Genomic DNA, 18,532 nt, shown 5'->3' with positions numbered 1-18,532 from the left:
AATTTCAGACGACCCCGTGATACGGCAAAAGGTCGTCTGAAAACATCAAACCGGTTTGCAGGTCAGCTTATCCAGGAGAGCGGGTTCATTGCCTGCCCGTTGTAGCGGACTTCCAAATACAGGCCTTCCATGCCCGAAGGCAGGGTTCCGCTGATGCCCAGGCGGTTGCCTGCGGCTACGGCGTAGCCTTTGGCGACTTCGATTTCGCTCAAGCCTGAATAAATGCTGATATAGCCGTCGCCGTGATCGATGACGATGACTTTGCCGAAACCTTCCAATTCATCGGCGTAGGTAACCGTACCGCCGGCAATGCTGCTGACGATTGCCGGAGTTGTTTGGTAGAACACGCCTTTCCAAACTTCACCGTCGCCGCGGTCTTGTCCGAAGAGTCCGGCAAGCGTGCCGCTGACCGGTTTTTTCAGACGACCCTGCATACGACTGAAGCTGTTGGCATTGCTGATTCTGACGTAGGAAGGCGCGCGGATGTTCATGTCTTCTGCAGTCAGGTTGGACATGGCGGCGCGTTCGTCGGCAGCTTTTTGCGCGGCGGCGGCGCGGTCTTTGCGCGCTTTTTCAGCGGCGGCAAGACGGGCTTCGGCGGCTTTTTTTCGCGCTTCGGCTTCCTGGCGGCGTTGCTCGGCTTTACGCTTTTCCAAGTCTTTCAACAGATTGTTCAGGCGTTGTTCGTTTTCTTTGTGGTTGATTTTTTTCTGCGCCTCTTTTGCCATCTGCGCGTTTTGGCGGCGGCTTTCAGCCTGTTCGGCAGTGTTGGTTACACCTTGGCGGCGCAGCGAGGACTGGATGTTGACCTGAAGTTTTTTCAGGTATGCCAGTTCGTTGTTGATTTTCTGCTCTTGCGCTGCCAGCTCTTTTTGCTGCTTCTCAAGGTCTTTGATGACTTGATCGTTGGCGGTGTTGATATAGCGGGTGTAACGCAGGAAGCGGGTTTTCTGACCCGGCTCGGCATTTTTCAGGAACAGGGCAACGGCGTTAGGCTGGCTGTTTTTATAGTTGCCTGAAACGAAACGGGAAATTTGTGCGCGCGTATTCGATACCTGAGTTTTCAGGTAGTTCAAATCCGCATTGAGCTTTTGGAATTTATCCCATGCGTCGCGCTGTTGGCGGTTGATGGCGGACAGGTTGATACGGCTTTGCTGCAACTGTTTCAACGTGGTGTTGACATGGATGATGAAACCTTCGTTGCGGCTGCGCAGCGATTTTTTGCTTTCCAAATCATTGGCGGCGGCGGTTACTGCGGCTTTGAAGTCGTCTGAATCGGCGGCAGCGGTTTTCTTATCGGCTTTGTCCGCTTTTTTCTCGACGGATTTTTTATCTTGTTTTGCCGCTGCTTCGTCTTTTTTAGGCAACTCGGCGGCTTCTTTTTTTGCCTTTACATTATTTTTGGCTGCGGGTTTGTCTGCCGCTTTGTCTTTGCCTTTTACAGGCTCGGTTTTTGCGGGAACGGCTTTGCCTGCCTTCTCTTCCGCTTTGGCTTCACCTTTTTTGTTTTTGTCGGCTTTATCTTGTTTTTTGGTTTCTTTGTCGTTTCTGCGTTCTTTGGCACGCTCGTTTTTCTCCGCTTCGGCAGTTTCCTTTTTGCTTTTGGCTACGGGCTTGTCTTCTGCCTTGTCCTTGGCGTTTTTGGCGGCAGGTTTCGCTTTGTCTTTGGCAGCTTCTTTTTTAGCAGGTTCGGCATCTTTTTTGTCTTTGACGCTTTTTTTGACAGGCGCAGCCTTTTCCTTGGGCGCGTCTTTGGCGGCGAAAGAAGGCGAAGCGAAACCGATGAGCAGGGCAAGTAAAAGAGGTTTGTAACGCATGATTGGGTTCTGGATCGTTAAAATAAAGGCAATAGGCGGAATTATATAGTCAGCGGGGTCGTCTGAAAATAACATCTGCCCATATTTGTCTAGACAATGCTTTTCTCTGCGCTTGCAATCTGAACAAGCGGTCTTATATAGTAGGAGCTACGGTGTTAGCTTCTTTATTTTCAACCTTCAAAGGTTTCTTAATTTACATGAATAAAATTATTCTGCCTGCGCTTTGCGCCCTGCTTCTTGCTTCCTGCGGTAACGATACTGACAAAATCGGACGTGCCAGCACGGTTTTTCATATGCTGGGAAAAAATGACCGTATTGAAGTCGAGGGGTTTGATGATCCTGATGTGCAAGGGGTTGCCTGTTATATTTCTTATGCGAAAAAAGGCGGTTTGAAAGAGACGGTGAATTTGGAGGAAGATGCGAGCGATGCTTCCGTGTCGTGCGTGCAGACGGCGGAGGTCATCCGTTATAACGAGCAAGCCGTCGTCAAGCCGCGGGAAGTGTTTAAGCGCAGCGCGAGCTTGGCGTTTAAGAGCCAGCAGATTATCCGTTATTACGATCCTAAACGTAAGGCGTTTGCGTATTTGGTTTACAGCGACAAAATCGTTCAGGGTTCGCCGAAGAACTCTTTGAGCGCGGTGTCGTGCTTTGGCGGTGCTAAAGCGGATGCGCAGCAAGTTGCCGGCGGTATGGAAGGCAAACAGATTTACGGTGCGTGCGTCGTAGATGCGCCTGTGCCGAACAAGTAAAAGATGAGCGATATGAACCTAACCGACCATTTCCTGATTGCCATGCCCGATATGGACGACCCGTTTTTCGAAAATTCGGTGATTTATGTGTGCGAACACAACGAAGAGGGCGCGTTGGGCATCATCATCAACAAACCGTCGCCGATTACGATGGACATGATTTTTGCGGCAACCGACCGCAACATCCCTTTGCGGATGCAGCACGAACACGTCATGATGGGCGGGCCGGTACAGATCGACCGCGGCTATGTCGTGCATACGCCCGTGGGCAACTGGCAAAACAGTATGATTGTTTCAGACGACATTGCGCTGACGTCTTCGCGCGATGTGATTGAAAACTTATCGCGTGATGGCGCGGTGGACAAGATTTTAATCAGCATAGGCTATTCGAGCTGGAGCAAAGGGCAGCTTGAACGCGAGCTGGCGGACAATGTCTGGCTGACGGTGAAGGCGGACGAGCATATTTTGTTCGATATGCCTTACGAACACCGCTACGCTGCCGCGTTTGCCAAGCTGGGCATCCAGCCCGATGCGCTTGTATGTGGAGCCGGTCATGCATAAAGCACCGGTAGGGACGGTTTTGGCGTTTGATTTCGGCGAGGCGCGTATCGGCGTGGCTCAGGGCGATGCGGAACTTGGCTTGTCGCATCCTTTGGCGACTGTGACCGGCAACAGCAACGATGAGAAATTCAACGCCATCGCCAAGCTGATACGGGAATGGCAGCCCAAGCATTTGGTCGTCGGATTGCCGACCCACGCCGACGGTACGGAACACGAGTTGACCCGCCTCAGCCGCAAATTCGGCCGCCGCCTGCACGGGCGTTTCAACCTGCCCGTATATTGGGTGGATGAGCGGATGTCCTCGCTATATGCGGAAAGCCTGCTTGCCGAGGCGCAGGTGTTCGGGCGCAAACAGAAGGCGGTACTTGACCAAGTGGCCGCGCAAGCGATTTTGCAGGGCTTTTTCGACGGCGGCGCGGCGGAGTATTTCAACGGCAGGGAAGAAGGTTCGGAAGAATCATCCGTTTGAGAGAGTTTGAAAAAATTTTGAGAAAAAAGGTCGTCTGAAAGCTGTATTGACGGGATTGAATCCGGCAACAGGCTTTCAGACGACCTTTTTGCATCAGAACAAGGCTTCAATCCTTAACAGCGCGCCGACGCGGTGTTTTTGGTTTTCTTTGCGGTTGTTGTAGTAGTTGACTTCGGTTTGGGTAAACAGCCAGTTGCGCCAAATCGGTTGGCGGTAGGTGGTAAACGGGCCGTAAGTATTGAGGGCGGCTTTGCGTTTTTCGATATTGCCGCCGGTGTACACGCCGTAGTTGACGTGGCGGTGTTTGCCGAGGTTGTGTTGGCGGAAGAGGCTGTTGCCCCATGTCCAGTCTTCGGTTTTATCGTGTTCGTATTGCAGGTGTGCCTGATTGGCGATAAAGCTTTTTTCGCTGGGGATGTAACGCGTTTCCCAGTTGGTACGGACATGGTGTTTGCTCTTGATGCCGTAACGGTAGATTTGTTCCAAACTGGTGTCGATGTTGTCGGTCAGTTGCCAATTGCTCGAGCTTTTGGCGCGGGCGAACAGGTCGCTGCCGGAGCGGATACCGATATCGAAGTCGGTATCGGTGCGCTGTTTTGCGAATGCTTCAGACCAGCGTACGGCAAGGGAGGCGTTGTTGTCGCGGCTTTGGGATGCGTCGAATATCCTGCCGTTGGTATTGGTACGGTTGCGGTAGGCACTGGCCTCGTGTTTCAGCTCGTCGTCCAAAGAGTCGTCACCGAAAACCACATGGACTTTTTTCTCCAAGGTCGGCAGTTTCAGACGACCCCGTACGCGGGGCGTCACGGTAAATTCGTCGTCAGGGTTCCATTCGGTATCGAGCATGACGCGAAGGTTGGCATCGGCAGGATGGTCGGGATTTGGTTCGCCAAACCAGTCGTCTATGCGGTTGGACCATTTGTCCAAGCGTTTGGAAACTCCTTTGTGGCGGTGGTCCAACCAAGTGTCGCCGTCGGCGGGTGGTTCGTCGTTCGCTGCAGCCATCGTCGGGAAAAGGATAAGCAGGGTGAGTAGGGATAACGTAGAGGTTCGGAGAGTCATTGTTTTTCCTAGCTTAAAGCATAAAGCTATTATGGACGGTATCTTAGGGGTAATGCAAGTCGTCTGAAAAAGGCTGTGATAAAATCCTGCACGCCCGGTTTGTCGCCGTTCTGTTGTGCAGAAAAGCATTCAAGCGGGCGCATACCAATACATTAAGGAAAACCGAATGAGTATTTTGTCGAAAATTTTTGGGAACAAGCCGTCCGGCGAAACGGCAGAAGAGCCGCGCAGGCTTTCCGCGCAGGAAAAAAGCGAGGGCGCGGCACGGGCGATTTATGCGAAAGATAAAGTGTATGTGCCGCTGTCTGCCATGCAGGCGGATGTGTCGGAAGGGACGGGCATCCCGTATATAGGTCGTCTGAAAGACGGGCGGACGGTTTTATATGTGTTTGAAAACTATGAGGCGGCGCGGGCTTTTTCAGACGGGCAGGACGGCGCTTTAGACGGCATCGCTTTGGTCGGCGCGTTGGATAAGGCGGACCAGTTCAATAATTTGAGTAATGTCCTGCGTGTCGCGCACTCGCTGGGCATTCAACTGATGGAATACCGAGGACAGGACGGCGAGCATTTCGAATGCGCACTTTCTTGGTTGATGCGTGTGAACGGCGCGGACGGCATGGCGGCTTCCAGAGAGAAGATGGATGCTTTGTCCATCGGTAGCGATGCCAAGCTGCCGCTGCAATTTCACCCGATAGACATCATCGGTTTTTCCAATCCCTACAAAGTAACGCCGGCGCGGGCGGAGGAATTGTTCAAGCAGTTTACGAATGTCGAAGATGAGGAATTGCTGAATTTTTTTGCCGGCAACACGCCGCAAGAGAATGTGCTACTGATCGGATTGGTGGAAAAATATTCGGCGGATTTGGCGAAATCCGTGAAATATATTGTTTGGAACCAATTGGCGGAGCAGCCGCTTTTTGTCGGGATAAACCACAAAGACGGCGGGCTTTACGCGCGGGACGGTTATTTATACCTCTTTTACACCGACCGTTTCCAACACATGGGTCCTGCCGGCTGCCATCCCGTTTCCGGCAAGGAAGCCGTGTTGGGCTTGGTTCGCCGCCACGAAATGAAAGGCATCGCCCTGACCGACGGGCTGCACAATATGGCGCGGTTTGAAAACGACGTGATTTTCCAAGACGGGGAATAGCGGAAACCTCCCTGCCTCGGCTTGAAATAAAGGGGCCTTGGATTCAGATTTCAAGTGCAACACAGGCTTTCAGACGACCTTTTTTGTTTTCGCGTCAATTCTCCCTAAGCCGGGTTTAATTGAGTTAAACCGCGAATTAAATGACGGAATTTTGTTACACTCGGCATTTTACACTTCACACAAAGGAAACATCATGGCATTAATAGACAGCCTGCTGAACACGGCAGCACAAGCACTGGGCGGTAAAGACGGTAGCGGCGCACAAAACTCTCTGACCGATATGGCGATGGATTTGGTACGTCAGCAAGGCGGCGTGGGCAGTCTGATCAACCAGTTACAGCAAGGCGGATTGGGCGACGTATTGAACAGCTGGATTTCCAACCAACAAGACAACGCGCCCATATCCGGCAGCGATTTGCAAAACGCGCTGGGCAGCGACACCATCAGCCAAATGGCGCAAAAGTTCGGCATTGATGCCAACCAGGCGGGCGACCTGCTGGCTCAAGTCCTGCCCAACCTCGTTGATAAAGCCACCCCCAACGGCTCGGCGCAGGAAGCCGACGGTTTCGGCTTGGACGACATCGCCTCCGCCATACTGAAAAACTTCACCAAATAAGTGGTACTTTAAACAAAAAGGTCGTCTGAAAACATTCTTTCAGACGACCTTTTTACATCCTTTTCACATCAATCCTGCATCAGCCAATATTGCAGGCCGATTAGGGTTTTGCCGTCTTTGATTTCGTTGTGTGCCAAAGCGGTGCGGGCTTCTTCCTTGCTCATCAGGACGGTTTCGGTGATTTCGTCTTCGTCGTTGCTCAAGGTGCTGCCAGGGCGTACGCCTTCTGCTTGGTAGAAGTACATTTTTTCGTCGCAGAAGCCGATGGCGGTGTAGAAGCTGCTGATGAGTTTGACGCGGTCGGCAGTGTACGGAGTTTCTTCCGCCAGCTCGCGCAGGGCGCATTCGGCGGGGTCTTCGCCTGCATCGAGTTTGCCGGCGGGAAGCTCGAGCGTGGCAGCGTCTGCGGCGTAACGCCATTGGCGCACGAGTACGGCTTTGCCCTCTTCGGTAACCGCTAAAACGCAGGCCGCGCCGGGATGGCGGATGACGATGCGCTGGCTTTCGTTGCCGTTGGGCAGGCGGACTTTGTCGCGGTTGATGGTAACAAATGAGCCTTGATAAATCGGCTCGCTGCTGAGTTTGGTTTCTTTCAAATCCATTTGCGTGTTCTCTTTGTAAAGTTTGATACGGGGTCGTCTGAAAATCGGGAATGGGTTTTAACTTCGTTGAAGCCGAGCTTTCAGACGACCTCTTGAGTCATGAAAAGGCTCGTCTGAAAGGGAGCGAAGCGGGTTTCGCTAAAACGTTTGTGCTGTTTTAAACCCTGCTGCGTTCGATTTCAATGCCGACTTCTTTGACATCGGGCAGGATGCCGGGCTTGATGATTTTGACGCGCACACTCAACGCGCTGAAATTGTCAAGGATGAGTTTGGCGATGTGTTCCGCCAATGATTCGAGCAAGAGGAAGCTTTGTTCGGCAAGGCTTGCCCTGACGGCTTCGCAGACTTCGCCGTAGTGGACGGTATTGCCGATGTGGTCGTCTTGACCGCTTTGTTCGGGGATGCCGATGTCCAAGTCCAAAATCAGGGTTTGGGGGCGTTCGCGTTCCCAGTCGTACACGCCGATTAAGGTGTCCGCCTTCATGCCGCGTAAAAAGATTTTGTCCATTTGCCTGCCTGTTTTTTTGATAAAATGAGCGTCCCATTTTAAGTAAAGCATCTGAAATGTTCAATGTATCCGCCGTTATCGCGGCTTATTTAATCGGTTCGTTGTCGTTTGCCGTCATTGTTTCCAAATATTACGGCATGGACGATCCGCGCACTTACGGCTCGGGCAACCCCGGCGCGACCAATGTTTTGCGCAGCGGCAAGAAAAAAGCGGCGGCGCTGACTTTGCTGGGCGACGCGCTCAAAGGTTTGGTGGCGGTGGTTTTGGCACGCTGTCTGCAAGATGCTTTGAATCTGTCGGACATCACCATAGCGGTGGTTGCCGTCGCCGCGTTGGTCGGACATATGTGGCCGCTGTTTTTCGGCTTTAAAGGCGGCAAGGGCGTAGCGACTGCGTTGGGCGTACTGCTGGCACTTTCTCCTGCAACGGCTTTGGTTTGCGCGGCAATTTGGCTGGTGATGGCGTTCGGCTTTAAAGTGTCCTCGCTCGCCGCGCTCGCCGCCACCGTAGCCGCGCCGCTCGTCGCCTTCTGGCTGATGCCCTCCCCTTCTTGGGCTTGGGCGACCGTCGTCATCGCCGTGCTGGTGTTGTACCGCCATAAAAGCAATATCCAAAACCTGCTTCAAGGCAAAGAAGGCAAAATCGGAGACAAGGCGGACAAGCCTTAAACCTGATTTTATTTTTCAGACGACCTGTCCGATTGCGGAATGAACCAAGATCGTCTGAAAACCTTTCAATCTACGCTGCGGCATCGCCTTAACCCGCCGGCAGGTATCGAAAACCGATTTAATCCATTATAATCAAGCTCTTTTGTTTCACAACCAAACTTCCATGCCGAAACGCCCGTTCAAAACCGTCCTGACCGCCTTTACCTTGGCCGCGCTGTCTGCCTGCTCGCTGGTCAAGTATCAGCCTGTCGCCACCATCAATAAAATTGATATGAACCAAGGCTATCGTTTTGAAACCAGCCAGTTTCGGCGCGAAGAAGACGACACCTTCATCATCCTGATGCTCTCCGGCGGCGGCACACGCGCGGCGGCGTTGGGCTACGGCGTGTTGGAACAGCTTCAGCAGCAAAAAGTTACCATCGGCGGCAAAAGCAAATCGCTGATGTCCAATGTCGATTTGGTGGTCGGCGTATCCGGCGGCTCCGTCCTCGCCGCCTATTTCGCGCTCAAAGGCGAAGAAACCATCCCCATGTTTTACAAGCGTTTCCTTCACCAAAACTTCCAACGCCAAGTCGTCAAACAAGCCTTCTCCATGACCAACCTGCCCCGCCTCGCCTCACCCGAATACGGACGCGGCGACCTCTTGCAGGAGCAGTTTGAAAACCACCTTTTCGGCAAAACCACCTTCCGCGATTTGGAAATGCACGGCAAAGGCCCGTTCGCCATCATTTCCGCCACCGATATGGGGGCGGGCGAACGCCTGAACTTCACGCAAGAATACTTCGACCCCATGTGTATCGACTTGGGCAGATTGCGCCTGGCCCGCGCCGTTGCCGCTTCCAGCGCAGTGCCCATGATCTTCGCCCCGATTACCCTCAACAACAACGGCGGCAACTGCGGCTACACCCTGTCGCCGCAGCTACAAATGACCGGCCTCGAGTCCCAAAAGCAGCAAAACGCCACCTATCAAGAGTTTAAAGACAGGTTCAACAAATACAGCGACAGCAAAACCCGTCCCTACATCCACCTGATAGACGGCGGCTTAACCGACAACCTCGGCATGCGCAGCCTCTTGGACATGACCGAAATGTATCCCGACAAAGTGTTGGAACAACAAATCCGCAGCCGCAACCTACGACACATCGTCGTCATCAGCGTCAACGCCCAAAACCAAATCAGCAGCAATATGGACAAAACCGCCGCCGTACCCGGATTCCGCGACGTCGTTACTGCCATCGTCAACATCCCCATCGACCAGTACACCCAAGAATCCCAACGCCGCTTCCGCGCCTTTGTCGACAAGCGCAACGAAGCCAGCCGACAAAACGGCGACGGAATCAGCTTTTCCTTCGTCAGCCTCAACCTCAAAGACCTACCGCCGTCCGCATTGCGCGACAAAGTGTTGAACATCCCCACCAGCTTCTACCTCCCGCCCGAAGACGTGGACAACCTGCGGACCGCCGCAGCGGAGCTGATGAAACAGTCCCAAGACTACCAAAAACTGCTGCACGAATTTGCCGCACACCCCAACCCCGAAAGCATCTTCGCCGAGCCGCCGCCACCCGACCCCAAAGACGGCAAAGCAGCCAAAAAACAAAACAAACCCATCCAATAACCACACCACAACCCTTTCAGACGACCCATATAGTGGAGTAAATTTAAATCAGGACAAGGCGACGAAGCCGCAGACAGTACAGATAGTACGGCAAGGCAAGGCAACGCCGTACTGGTTTAAATTTAATCCACTATAAAACCCAAAGGTCGTCTGAAACACCGAAACGGAACACCCTGATCATGAACGACAAAACCAGCCCCATCGTTACCGACATCAACCGCCCCGTCCTCGTCCCGCCCGGCGGCAATAAAAAAGTCCTCTTGCATTCCTGCTGCGCCCCGTGCAGCGGCGAAGTCATGGAAGCCATGCTCGCCAGCGGCATCGACTACACCATCTACTTCTACAATCCCAACATCCACCCGCTCAAAGAATACATGTTGCGCAAAGAAGAAAACATGCGCTTCGCCGACAAATTCGGCATCCCCTTCATCGACAAAGACGACGACTACGAAAACGACCGCAAAGAATGGTTCGCCAAAGCCAAAGGCATGGAATTCGAACCCGAACGCGGCATCCGCTGCACCATGTGTTTCGACATGCGTTTCGAAAAAGCCGCCCAATACGCCCACGAAAACGGCTTCCCCGTCTTCACCAGCTCGCTGGGCATTTCCCGCTGGAAAAACATGGCGCAAATCAACGACTGCGGCCACCGCGCCGCCGCACCTTACGACGACGTCGTCTATTGGGATTTCAACTGGCGCAAAGGCGGCGGCAGCGCGCGCATGATCGAAATCAGCAAACGCGAACACTTCTACCAACAAGAATACTGCGGCTGCGCCTACTCCCTGCGCGACTCCAACGCCCACCGCAAATCGCAAGGCCGCATCCCCATCAAACTCGGCGTGCTGTATTACGGCGATGAGTCCACACAATACGAACCCTCGCCTGACGAACAGGCAGCCAAAATCGTTGTGGACAAATAATTGATGTCGGTTTTATGAGACCTTTGCAAAATTCCCCAAAATCCCCTAAATTCCCACCAAGACACTTAGGGGATTTTTCATGAGCACCTTCTTCCGGCAAACCGCACAAGCCATGATTGCCAAACACATCGACCGCTTCCCACTATTGAAGTTGGATAAGGTGATTGATTGGCAACCGATCGAACAGTACCTGAATCGTCAAAGAACCCGTTACCTTAGAGACCACCGCGGCCGTCCCTCCTATCCCCTGTTGTCCATGTTCAAAGCCGTCCTGCTCGGACAATGGCACAGCCTCTCCGATCCCGAACTCGAACACAGCCTCATCACCCGCATCGATTTCAACCTGTTTTGCCGTTTTGACGAACTGAGCATCCCCGATTACAGCACCTTATGCCGCTACCGTAACTGGCTGGCGCAAGACGACACCCTGTCCGAATTGCTGGAACTGATTAACCGACAACTGGCCGAAAAAAACCTAAAAGTAGAGAAGGCATCCGCCGCCGTCATTGATGCCACCATTATTCAGACTGCCGGCAGCAAACAGCGTCAGGCCATAGAAGTCGACGAGGAAGGACAAGTCAGCGGCCAAACCACACCGAGTAAGGACAAAGATGCCCGTTGGACAAAGAAAAACGGCCTCTACAAACTCGGTTACAAACAACATACCCGTACCGATGAGGAAGGCTATATCGAGAAACTGCACATCACTCCTGCCAATACCCATGAGTGCAACCATCTGTCCCCTTTGTTGGAAGGTATTGCTGAAGGCACGACCGTCTATGCCGACAAAGGCTACGACAGTAAGGAAAACCGGCAACATCTGAAAGAGCATCAGTTGTTAGACGGCATTATGCGCAAAGCCCACCGCAACCGTCCGCTGACGGAGGCGCAAACCAAACGCAACCGATATTTGTCGAAGACCCGTTATGTGGTCGAACAAAGCTTCGGTACGCTGCACCGTAAATTCCGCTACGCCCGGGCAGCCTATTTTGGTCTGCTCAAAGTGAGTGCGCAAAGCCATCTGAAGGCGATGTGTTTAAACCTGTTGAAAGCGGCTAACAGGCTAAGTGTGCCTGTTGCCGCCTAAAAGGCGGCCCGGATGCCTGATTATGGGGTATCCGGGGAGGATTAAGGGGGTATTTGGGTAGAATTAAGGAGTGATTGGGGGCGGAAACAGCCGAAAACAGCCGAAAACCTGTGTTTGGGGTTTCGGTTGTCGGGGGAAAAGGAATTTTGCAAAGGTCTCTGCCTGTTTGTTTTTTAAGGCGAAGACTATACATTGTCTTTCCCCGCTCTGTTCCACGGTAACAAGATTATTTCAACAAACAAAAACGCCCACTCTCTTCCGGGATTGGACGTTTTTTAGTTTGGCCATCGTATTCACCTGCAATTCCATGAATACGCAAATAAGGCTATTTTTTAGGTGATGGGACGGCGTTTTTAGCTTTTGGGTTGGCAGGTGCGGGCGCGACGGTTGCTTCGGCCTTCAGTTTGGAGAAGATACCCTCGCCGATGCCTTTAACGTTTTTGAGCTCTTCCACTGATTTGAAGGCACCGTGCTGCTGGCGGTAGTCCACAATGGCTTTCGCTTTGGCCGGACCGATGCCGGGCAGGGCTTCCAATTCGGAAGAAGAGGCGGTATTGATGTTGACGGCGGCCAGCGACAGCGAGGCAGTCAAAACGGAGAGTGCGGCAAAGAGGAATTTTTTCATAAGGGCGTTTTCCTATCATTTCATTAATATGGACGGCACCGCCGTGGAGGCGTTACCACTAAATATTTTATTATCATATGCTTCTCATCATTTTAATTCAAACAATTTTAAATATTTCCAACTTCACTATCCCCAAATGTATTTATTCTGCAACATTCTCCAACTTACTTCAATTCCGGAGCGGCCTCCTCCCACATCAATAAAGCCCATCCTTCTGCAACCGGATCATCCGGAATATTACCCCACTCCACCGCCGCCATACAGGGTAATGATATTCGCCAAACCGAAACAATACAAAGTAAAAGCCCCCGACATCTGTCGGGGGCTTAGGATAGGTGTTTGGCAGTGACCTACTTTCGCATGGAAGAACCACACTATCATCGGCGCTGAGTCGTTTCACGGTCCTGTTCGGGATGGGAAGGCGTGGGACCAACTCGCTATGGCCGCCAAACTTAAACTGTACAAATCGGCAAAGCCTTAATCAATATATTCGGTGATGACTGGATCAGTCAGTAAGCTTTTTATTTGAAGTTCTTCAAATGATAGAGTCAAGCCTCACGAGCAATTAGTATGGGTTAGCTTCACGCGTTACCGCGCTTCCACACCCCACCTATCAACGTCCTGGTCTCGAACGACTCTTTAGTGCGGTTAAACCGCAAGGGAAGTCTCATCTTCAGGCGAGTTTCGCGCTTAGATGCTTTCAGCGCTTATCTCTTCCGAACTTAGCTACCCGGCTATGCAACTGGCGTTACAACCGGTACACCAGAGGTTCGTCCACTCCGGTCCTCTCGTACTAGGAGCAGCCCCCGTCAAACTTCCAACGCCCACTGCAGATAGGGACCAAACTGTCTCACGACGTTTTAAACCCAGCTCACGTACCACTTTAAATGGCGAACAGCCATACCCTTGGGACCGACTACAGCCCCAGGATGTGATGAGCCGACATCGAGGTGCCAAACTCCGCCGTCGATATGAACTCTTGGGCGGAATCAGCCTGTTATCCCCGGAGTACCTTTTATCCGTTGAGCGATGGCCCTTCCATACAGAACCACCGGATCACTATGTCCTGCTTTCGCACCTGCTCGACTTGTCGGTCTCGCAGTTAAGCTACCTTTTGCCATTGCACTATCAGTCCGATTTCCGACCGGACCTAGGTAACCTTCGAACTCCTCCGTTACTCTTTGGGAGGAGACCGCCCCAGTCAAACTGCCTACCATGCACGGTCCCCGACCCGGATTACGGGTCTGGGTTAGAACCTCAAAGACACCAGGGTGGTATTTCAAGGACGGCTCCACAGAGACTGGCGTCTCTGCTTCAAAGCCTCCCACCTATCCTACACAAGTGACTTCAAAGTCCAATGCAAAGCTACAGTAAAGGTTCACGGGGTCTTTCCGTCTAGCAGCGGGTAGATTGCATCTTCACAACCACTTCAACTTCGCTGAGTCTCGGGAGGAGACAGTGTGGCCATCGTTACGCCATTCGTGCGGGTCGGAACTTACCCGACAAGGAATTTCGCTACCTTAGGACCGTTATAGTTACGGCCGCCGTTTACTGGGGCTTCGATCCGATGCTCTCACATCTTCAATTAACCTTCCAGCACCGGGCAGGCGTCACACCCTATACGTCCACTTTCGTGTTAGCAGAGTGCTGTGTTTTTAATAAACAGTCGCAGCCACCTATTCTCTGCGACCCTCCGAGGCTTACGGAGCAAGTCCTTAACCTTAGAGGGCATACCTTCTCCCGAAGTTACGGTATCAATTTGCCGAGTTCCTTCTCCCGAGTTCTCTCAAGCGCCTTAGAATTCTCATCCTGCCCACCTGTGTCGGTTTGCGGTACGGTTCGATTCAAACTGAAGCTTAGTGGCTTTTCCTGGAAGCGTGGTATCGGTTACTTCATGTCCGTAGACACTCGTCGTCACTTCTCGGTGTTAAGAAGACCCGGATTTGCCTAAGTCTTCCACCTACCGGCTTAAACAAGCTATTCCAACAGCTTGCTAACCTAACCTTCTCCGTCCCCACATCGCATTTGAATCAAGTACAGGAATATTAACCTGTTTCCCATCGACTACGCATTTCTGCCTCGCCTTAGGGGCCGACTCACCCTACGCCGATGAACGTTGCGTAGGAAACCTTGGGCTTTCGGCGAGCGGGCTTTTCACCCGCTTTATCGCTACTCATGTCAACATTCGCACTTCTGATACCTCCAGCACACTTTACAATGCACCTTCATCGGCCTACAGAACGCTCCCCTACCATGCCAGTAAACTGGCATCCGCAGCTTCGGTTATAGATTTGAGCCCCGTTACATCTTCCGCGCAGGACGACTCGACCAGTGAGCTATTACGCTTTCTTTAAATGATGGCTGCTTCTAAGCCAACATCCTGGCTGTCTGGGCCTTCCCACTTCGTTTACCACTTAATCTATCATTTGGGACCTTAGCTGGCGGTCTGGGTTGTTTCCCTCTTGACAACGGACGTTAGCACCCGCTGTCTGTCTCCCGAGGAACCACTTGATGGTATTCTTAGTTTGCCATGGGTTGGTAAGTTGCAATAACCCCCTAGCCATAACAGTGCTTTACCCCCATCAGTGTCTTGCTCGAGGCACTACCTAAATAGTTTTCGGGGAGAACCAGCTATCTCCGAGTTTGTTTAGCCTTTCACCCCTATCCACAGCTCATCCCCGCATTTTGCAACATGCGTGGGTTCGGTCCTCCAGTACCTGTTACGGCACCTTCAACCTGGCCATGGATAGATCACTCGGTTTCGGGTCTACACCCAGCAACTGTTCGCCCTATTAAGACTCGGTTTCCCTACGCCTCCCCTATTCGGTTAAGCTCGCTACTGAATGTAAGTCGTTGACCCATTATACAAAAGGTACGCAGTCACACCACATGGGTGCTCCCACTGTTTGTATGCATCAGGTTTCAGGTTCTATTTCACTCCCCTCCCGGGGTTCTTTTCGCCTTTCCCTCACGGTACTGGTTCACTATCGGTCGATGATGAGTATTTAGCCTTGGAGGATGGTCCCCCCATATTCAGACAGGATTTCACGTGTCCCGCCCTACTTTTCGTACGCTTAGTACCACCGTTGAGATTTCGAATACGGGACTATCACCCACTATGGTCAAGCTTCCCAGCTTGTTCTTCTATCTCGACAGTTATTACGTACAGGCTCCTCCGCGTTCGCTCGCCACTACTTGCGGAATCTCGGTTGATTTCTTTTCCTCCGGGTACTTAGATGGTTCAGTTCTCCGGGTTCGCTTCTCTAAGTCTATGTATTCAACTTAGGATACTGCACAGAATGCAGTGGGTTTCCCCATTCGGACATCGCGGGATCATAGCTTTATTGCCAGCTCCCCCACGCTTTTCGCAGGCTTACACGTCCTTCGTCGCCTATCATCGCCAAGGCATCCACCTGATGCACTTATTCACTTGACTCTATCATTTCAAGAACTTCTCTGACTTTGCCTGACATTCCGTTGACTAGAATATCAAACTTGAATTTCCTACTCTGATAAAGCTTACTGCTTGTTGTGTCTTAATCCCGCCTTTTGTCTTTCGGGATTAAGTCGATACAATCATCACCCAAATACTGTACCTGTTTTTCTTTTCCTGTTCAGGAGACAACTGACCGTTTGCAATCGGTCAATCATCAAAAACAGACACATTGTCTTTGTTTGTTGATTTCGGCTTTCCAATTTGTTAAAGATCGATGCGTTCAATATTGCTATTTACTTCGCAAATCAAAATGAGCTGATTATTATAGCAGCCTTTCTTTTTCCGTCAAACTAATTCGTCAGCAGACTTCTCTTTAGAAAAAAAGAAAGCAGTCACACTGCCTTTTTAACTCGCTTTGATTTGGAAAGTATTGGTGGAGGCAAACGGGATCGAACCGATGACCCCCTGCTTGCAAAGCAGGTGCTCTACCAACTGAGCTATGCCCCCGTTCTTGGTGGGTCTGGGAGGACTTGAACCTCCGACCCCACGCTTATCAAGCGTGTGCTCTAACCAGCTGAGCTACAAACCCGGATTCTCTTCTTAAGCGAACCTTGTCTTCACTCAAGCATTTTTCCGCATCTTCTACAGTTTACCGATAAGTGTGAATGCGACAACCTCTTCTTTCTCTAGAAAGGAGGTGATCCAGCCGCAGGTTCCCCTACGGCTACCTTGTTACGACTTCACCCCAGTCATGAAGCATACCGTGGTAAGCGGGCTCCTTGCGGTTACCCTACCTACTTCTGGTATCCCCCACTCCCATGGTGTGACGGGCGGTGTGTACAAGACCCGGGAACGTATTCACCGCAGTATGCTGACCTGCGATTACTAGCGATTCCGACTTCATGCACTCGAGTTGCAGAGTGCAATCCGGACTACGATCGGTTTTGTGAGATTGGCTCCACCTCGCGGCTTGGCTACCCTCTGTACCGACCATTGTATGACGTGTGAAGCCCTGGTCATAAGGGCCATGAGGACTTGACGTCATCCCCACCTTCCTCCGGCTTGTCACCGGCAGTCTCATTAGAGTGCCCAACTTAATGATGGCAACTAATGACAAGGGTTGCGCTCGTTGCGGGACTTAACCCAACATCTCACGACACGAGCTGACGACAGCCATGCAGCACCTGTGTTACGGCTCCCGAAGGCACTCCTCCGTCTCTGGAGGATTCCGTACATGTCAAGACCAGGTAAGGTTCTTCGCGTTGCATCGAATTAATCCACATCATCCACCGCTTGTGCGGGTCCCCGTCAATTCCTTTGAGTTTTAATCTTGCGACCGTACTCCCCAGGCGGTCGATTTCACGCGTTAGCTTCGCTACTAAGCAGTCATGCTGCCCAACAGCTAATCGACATCGTTTAGGGCGTGGACTACCAGGGTATCTAATCCTGTTTGCTACCCACGCTTTCGGGCATGAACGTCAGTGTTATCCCAGGAGGCTGCCTTCGCCATCGGTATTCCTCCACATCTCTACGCATTTCACTGCTACACGTGGAATTCTACCTCCCTCTGACACACTCTAGTCACCCAGTTCAGAACGCAGTTCCCAGGTTGAGCCCGGGGATTTCACATCCTGCTTAAGTAACCGTCTGCGCCCGCTTTACGCCCAGTAATTCCGATTAACGCTCGCACCCTACGTATTACCGCGGCTGCTGGCACGTAGTTAGCCGGTGCTTATTCTTCAGGTACCGTCATCAGACAGGGGTATTAACCCCGCCCTTTTCTTCCCTGACAAAAGTCCTTTACAACCCGAAGGCCTTCTTCAGACACGCGGCATGGCTGGATCAGGCTTGCGCCCATTGTCCAAAATTCCCCACTGCTGCCTCCCGTAGGAGTCTGGGCCGTGTCTCAGTCCCAGTGTGGCGGATCATCCTCTCAGACCCGCTACTGATCGTCGCCTTGGTAGGCCTTTACCCCACCAACTAGCTAATCAGATATCGGCCGCTCAAACAGCGCAAGGCCAAATGGTCCCCTGCTTTCTTCCTCAGAATATATGCGGTATTAGCTAATCTTTCGATTAGTTATCCCCCACTGCTCGGTACGTTCCGATATGTTACTCACCCGTTCGCCACTCGCCACCCAAGAAGCAAGCTTCTCTGTGCTGCCGTCCGACTTGCATGTGTAAAGCATGCCGCCAGCGTTCAATCTGAGCCAGGATCAAACTCTTATGTTCAATCTCTAACTTTTTAACTTCTGGTCTGCTTCAAAGAAACCAACAGGACAATGTCTAAAACATCATCTTGTCTGTCTTTCAAACAGTGTGAGGCTGTCGCACTCACACTTATCGGTAATCTGTTTTGTTAAAGAGCGAAAACGAATTATAAAGCATTTCATCTCATTGTCAATCAAAACTTTTCTTAAAACCTCGAAAAATCAGACCAACTGTGATATACTTACCTGTTCGTTCAATCACCGCCGAAGCAGCGAAGAACCGAACTATACCCCCCTCCTCAAAAACCGTCAACTCCTAAACCGCAAAAAATTCCACAAAACTAAACAACAACCTGAAATACAAAGACTTTTATTTCAAATCAAAAACAGCAAAGGTCGTCTGAAATCCCTTTCAGACGACCTTTGAAATCAATA

Annotated in this window: 16 protein-coding genes, 2 tRNA genes, 3 rRNA genes and 1 pseudogene; 11 read left to right on the top strand and 11 right to left on the bottom strand. The window is 51.7% G+C overall.

All coding sequences use genetic code 11. The annotated features are described in order from the left end of the window. Nucleotides 1-62 precede the first annotated feature (62 nt). Nucleotides 63-1,817 (bottom strand): hypothetical protein, encoded by a 1,755-nt coding sequence (locus NM96_01440; protein AVR78198.1) that lies wholly within the window; start codon nucleotides 1,815-1,817, stop codon nucleotides 63-65. 197 nt (nucleotides 1,818-2,014) lie between these two features. Here NM96_01440 and NM96_01435 point away from each other — a divergent pair, with 197 nt between their 5' ends. Genes NM96_01435 through NM96_01425 form a run of 3 tightly spaced genes read left to right on the top strand, consistent with a single transcriptional unit; the run spans nucleotide 2,015 to nucleotide 3,596 of the window. Beyond that, nucleotides 2,015-2,566 carry a CreA protein gene (locus NM96_01435; protein ID AVR78197.1) on the top strand — a complete coding sequence of 184 codons (552 nt, stop codon included), beginning with the start codon at nucleotides 2,015-2,017 and terminating at the stop codon, nucleotides 2,564-2,566. A 12-nt stretch (nucleotides 2,567-2,578) separates the two neighbouring features. After that, nucleotides 2,579-3,127 carry a YqgE/AlgH family protein gene (locus NM96_01430; GenBank protein ID AVR78196.1) on the top strand — a complete coding sequence of 183 codons (549 nt, stop codon included), beginning with the start codon at nucleotides 2,579-2,581 and terminating at the stop codon, nucleotides 3,125-3,127. Then, entirely contained in the window at nucleotides 3,120-3,596 is a 477-nt protein-coding gene (locus NM96_01425; protein AVR78195.1) for a Holliday junction resolvase RuvX, read from the top strand. Before NM96_01430 ends, NM96_01425 begins: the two co-directional genes overlap by 8 nt. Nucleotides 3,597-3,689: 93 nt before the next feature. On the opposite strand, the gene NM96_01420 is transcribed toward NM96_01425, so the two are convergent. Continuing rightward, on the bottom strand, nucleotides 3,690-4,658 hold the full coding sequence (locus NM96_01420) for a hypothetical protein (protein ID AVR78194.1): 969 nt from the start codon (nucleotides 4,656-4,658) through the stop codon (nucleotides 3,690-3,692). A gap of 166 nt (nucleotides 4,659-4,824) precedes the next feature. Between NM96_01420 and NM96_01415 the strand changes: the two genes are divergently transcribed. Together NM96_01415 and NM96_01410 are read left to right on the top strand one after the other, a co-directional pair. Beyond that, entirely contained in the window at nucleotides 4,825-5,808 is a 984-nt protein-coding gene (locus NM96_01415; protein ID AVR78193.1) for a hypothetical protein, read from the top strand. A 193-nt stretch (nucleotides 5,809-6,001) separates the two neighbouring features. After that, nucleotides 6,002-6,424 carry a DUF937 domain-containing protein gene (locus NM96_01410; GenBank protein ID AVR78192.1) on the top strand — a complete coding sequence of 141 codons (423 nt, stop codon included), beginning with the start codon at nucleotides 6,002-6,004 and terminating at the stop codon, nucleotides 6,422-6,424. Nucleotides 6,425-6,492: 68 nt separating this feature from the next. Here the strand turns inward: NM96_01410 and NM96_01405 are convergent, their stop codons facing one another. Together NM96_01405 and folB are read right to left on the bottom strand one after the other, a co-directional pair. Further along, complete coding sequence (locus NM96_01405) at nucleotides 6,493-7,026, bottom strand: NUDIX hydrolase (protein AVR78191.1); 534 nt, start codon at nucleotides 7,024-7,026, stop codon at nucleotides 6,493-6,495. Nucleotides 7,027-7,183: 157 nt separating this feature from the next. After that, nucleotides 7,184-7,534 (bottom strand): dihydroneopterin aldolase, encoded by a 351-nt coding sequence (folB, locus tag NM96_01400; GenBank protein AVR80229.1) that lies wholly within the window; start codon nucleotides 7,532-7,534, stop codon nucleotides 7,184-7,186. A gap of 56 nt (nucleotides 7,535-7,590) precedes the next feature. On the opposite strand from folB, the gene NM96_01395 reads away from it, so the two are divergent. The 5 genes from NM96_01395 (at nucleotide 7,591) to NM96_01375 (ending at nucleotide 11,827) form a co-directional block, all read left to right on the top strand. Beyond that, nucleotides 7,591-8,202 carry a glycerol-3-phosphate 1-O-acyltransferase PlsY gene (locus NM96_01395; GenBank protein AVR78190.1) on the top strand — a complete coding sequence of 204 codons (612 nt, stop codon included), beginning with the start codon at nucleotides 7,591-7,593 and terminating at the stop codon, nucleotides 8,200-8,202. Nucleotides 8,203-8,365: 163 nt separating this feature from the next. Continuing rightward, a complete protein-coding gene (locus tag NM96_01390; protein AVR78189.1) occupies nucleotides 8,366-9,817 on the top strand; it encodes a patatin in 1,452 nt (483 codons plus the stop codon). Further along, on the top strand, nucleotides 9,717-9,953 hold the full coding sequence (locus tag NM96_01385; protein ID AVR78188.1) for a transposase: 237 nt from the start codon (nucleotides 9,717-9,719) through the stop codon (nucleotides 9,951-9,953). Before NM96_01390 ends, NM96_01385 begins: the two co-directional genes overlap by 101 nt. A gap of 43 nt (nucleotides 9,954-9,996) precedes the next feature. Next, nucleotides 9,997-10,740, top strand: coding sequence for a hypothetical protein (locus NM96_01380; protein ID AVR78187.1), 744 nt, complete (start codon nucleotides 9,997-9,999; stop codon nucleotides 10,738-10,740). Nucleotides 10,741-10,819: 79 nt separating this feature from the next. Next, nucleotides 10,820-11,827, top strand: coding sequence for an IS5/IS1182 family transposase (locus NM96_01375; protein AVR78186.1), 1,008 nt, complete (start codon nucleotides 10,820-10,822; stop codon nucleotides 11,825-11,827). On the opposite strand, the pseudogene NM96_01370 reads toward NM96_01375, so the two are convergent. The 7 genes and pseudogenes from NM96_01370 to NM96_01340 all read right to left on the bottom strand — a co-directional run bounded on the left by NM96_01370 (nucleotide 11,799) and on the right by NM96_01340 (nucleotide 18,122). After that, nucleotides 11,799-11,979: pseudogene (locus tag NM96_01370) on the bottom strand (SAM-dependent DNA methyltransferase). The gene NM96_01375 and the pseudogene NM96_01370 overlap by 29 nt on opposite strands. A gap of 173 nt (nucleotides 11,980-12,152) precedes the next feature. Further along, on the bottom strand, nucleotides 12,153-12,452 hold the full coding sequence (locus tag NM96_01365) for a topoisomerase (protein ID AVR78185.1): 300 nt from the start codon (nucleotides 12,450-12,452) through the stop codon (nucleotides 12,153-12,155). 337 nt (nucleotides 12,453-12,789) lie between these two features. Beyond that, nucleotides 12,790-12,903 (bottom strand): 5S ribosomal RNA (gene rrf, locus NM96_01360). 91 nt (nucleotides 12,904-12,994) lie between these two features. Further along, nucleotides 12,995-15,892 (bottom strand): 23S ribosomal RNA (locus NM96_01355). A 427-nt stretch (nucleotides 15,893-16,319) separates the two neighbouring features. After that, nucleotides 16,320-16,395 (bottom strand) — tRNA-Ala (locus tag NM96_01350). Nucleotides 16,396-16,400: 5 nt separating this feature from the next. Continuing rightward, nucleotides 16,401-16,477, bottom strand: a tRNA-Ile gene (locus tag NM96_01345). 99 nt (nucleotides 16,478-16,576) lie between these two features. Continuing rightward, nucleotides 16,577-18,122 (bottom strand): 16S ribosomal RNA (locus tag NM96_01340). Together the 16S, 23S and 5S rRNA genes with 2 tRNA genes alongside form the textbook arrangement of a ribosomal RNA operon. 84 nt (nucleotides 18,123-18,206) lie before the next feature. On the opposite strand from NM96_01340, the gene NM96_01335 reads away from it, so the two are divergent. Beyond that, on the top strand, nucleotides 18,207-18,524 hold the full coding sequence (locus NM96_01335; protein ID AVR78184.1) for a hypothetical protein: 318 nt from the start codon (nucleotides 18,207-18,209) through the stop codon (nucleotides 18,522-18,524). The last annotated feature ends 8 nt before the right edge of the window (nucleotides 18,525-18,532 follow it).

It is taken from the genome of Neisseria mucosa, assembly GCA_003028315.1.
GTDB lineage: Bacteria > Pseudomonadota > Gammaproteobacteria > Burkholderiales > Neisseriaceae > Neisseria > Neisseria mucosa.
Note: the sequence above shows the minus strand (reverse complement) of the source record. Positions and strands in the feature narration are given on the sequence as shown.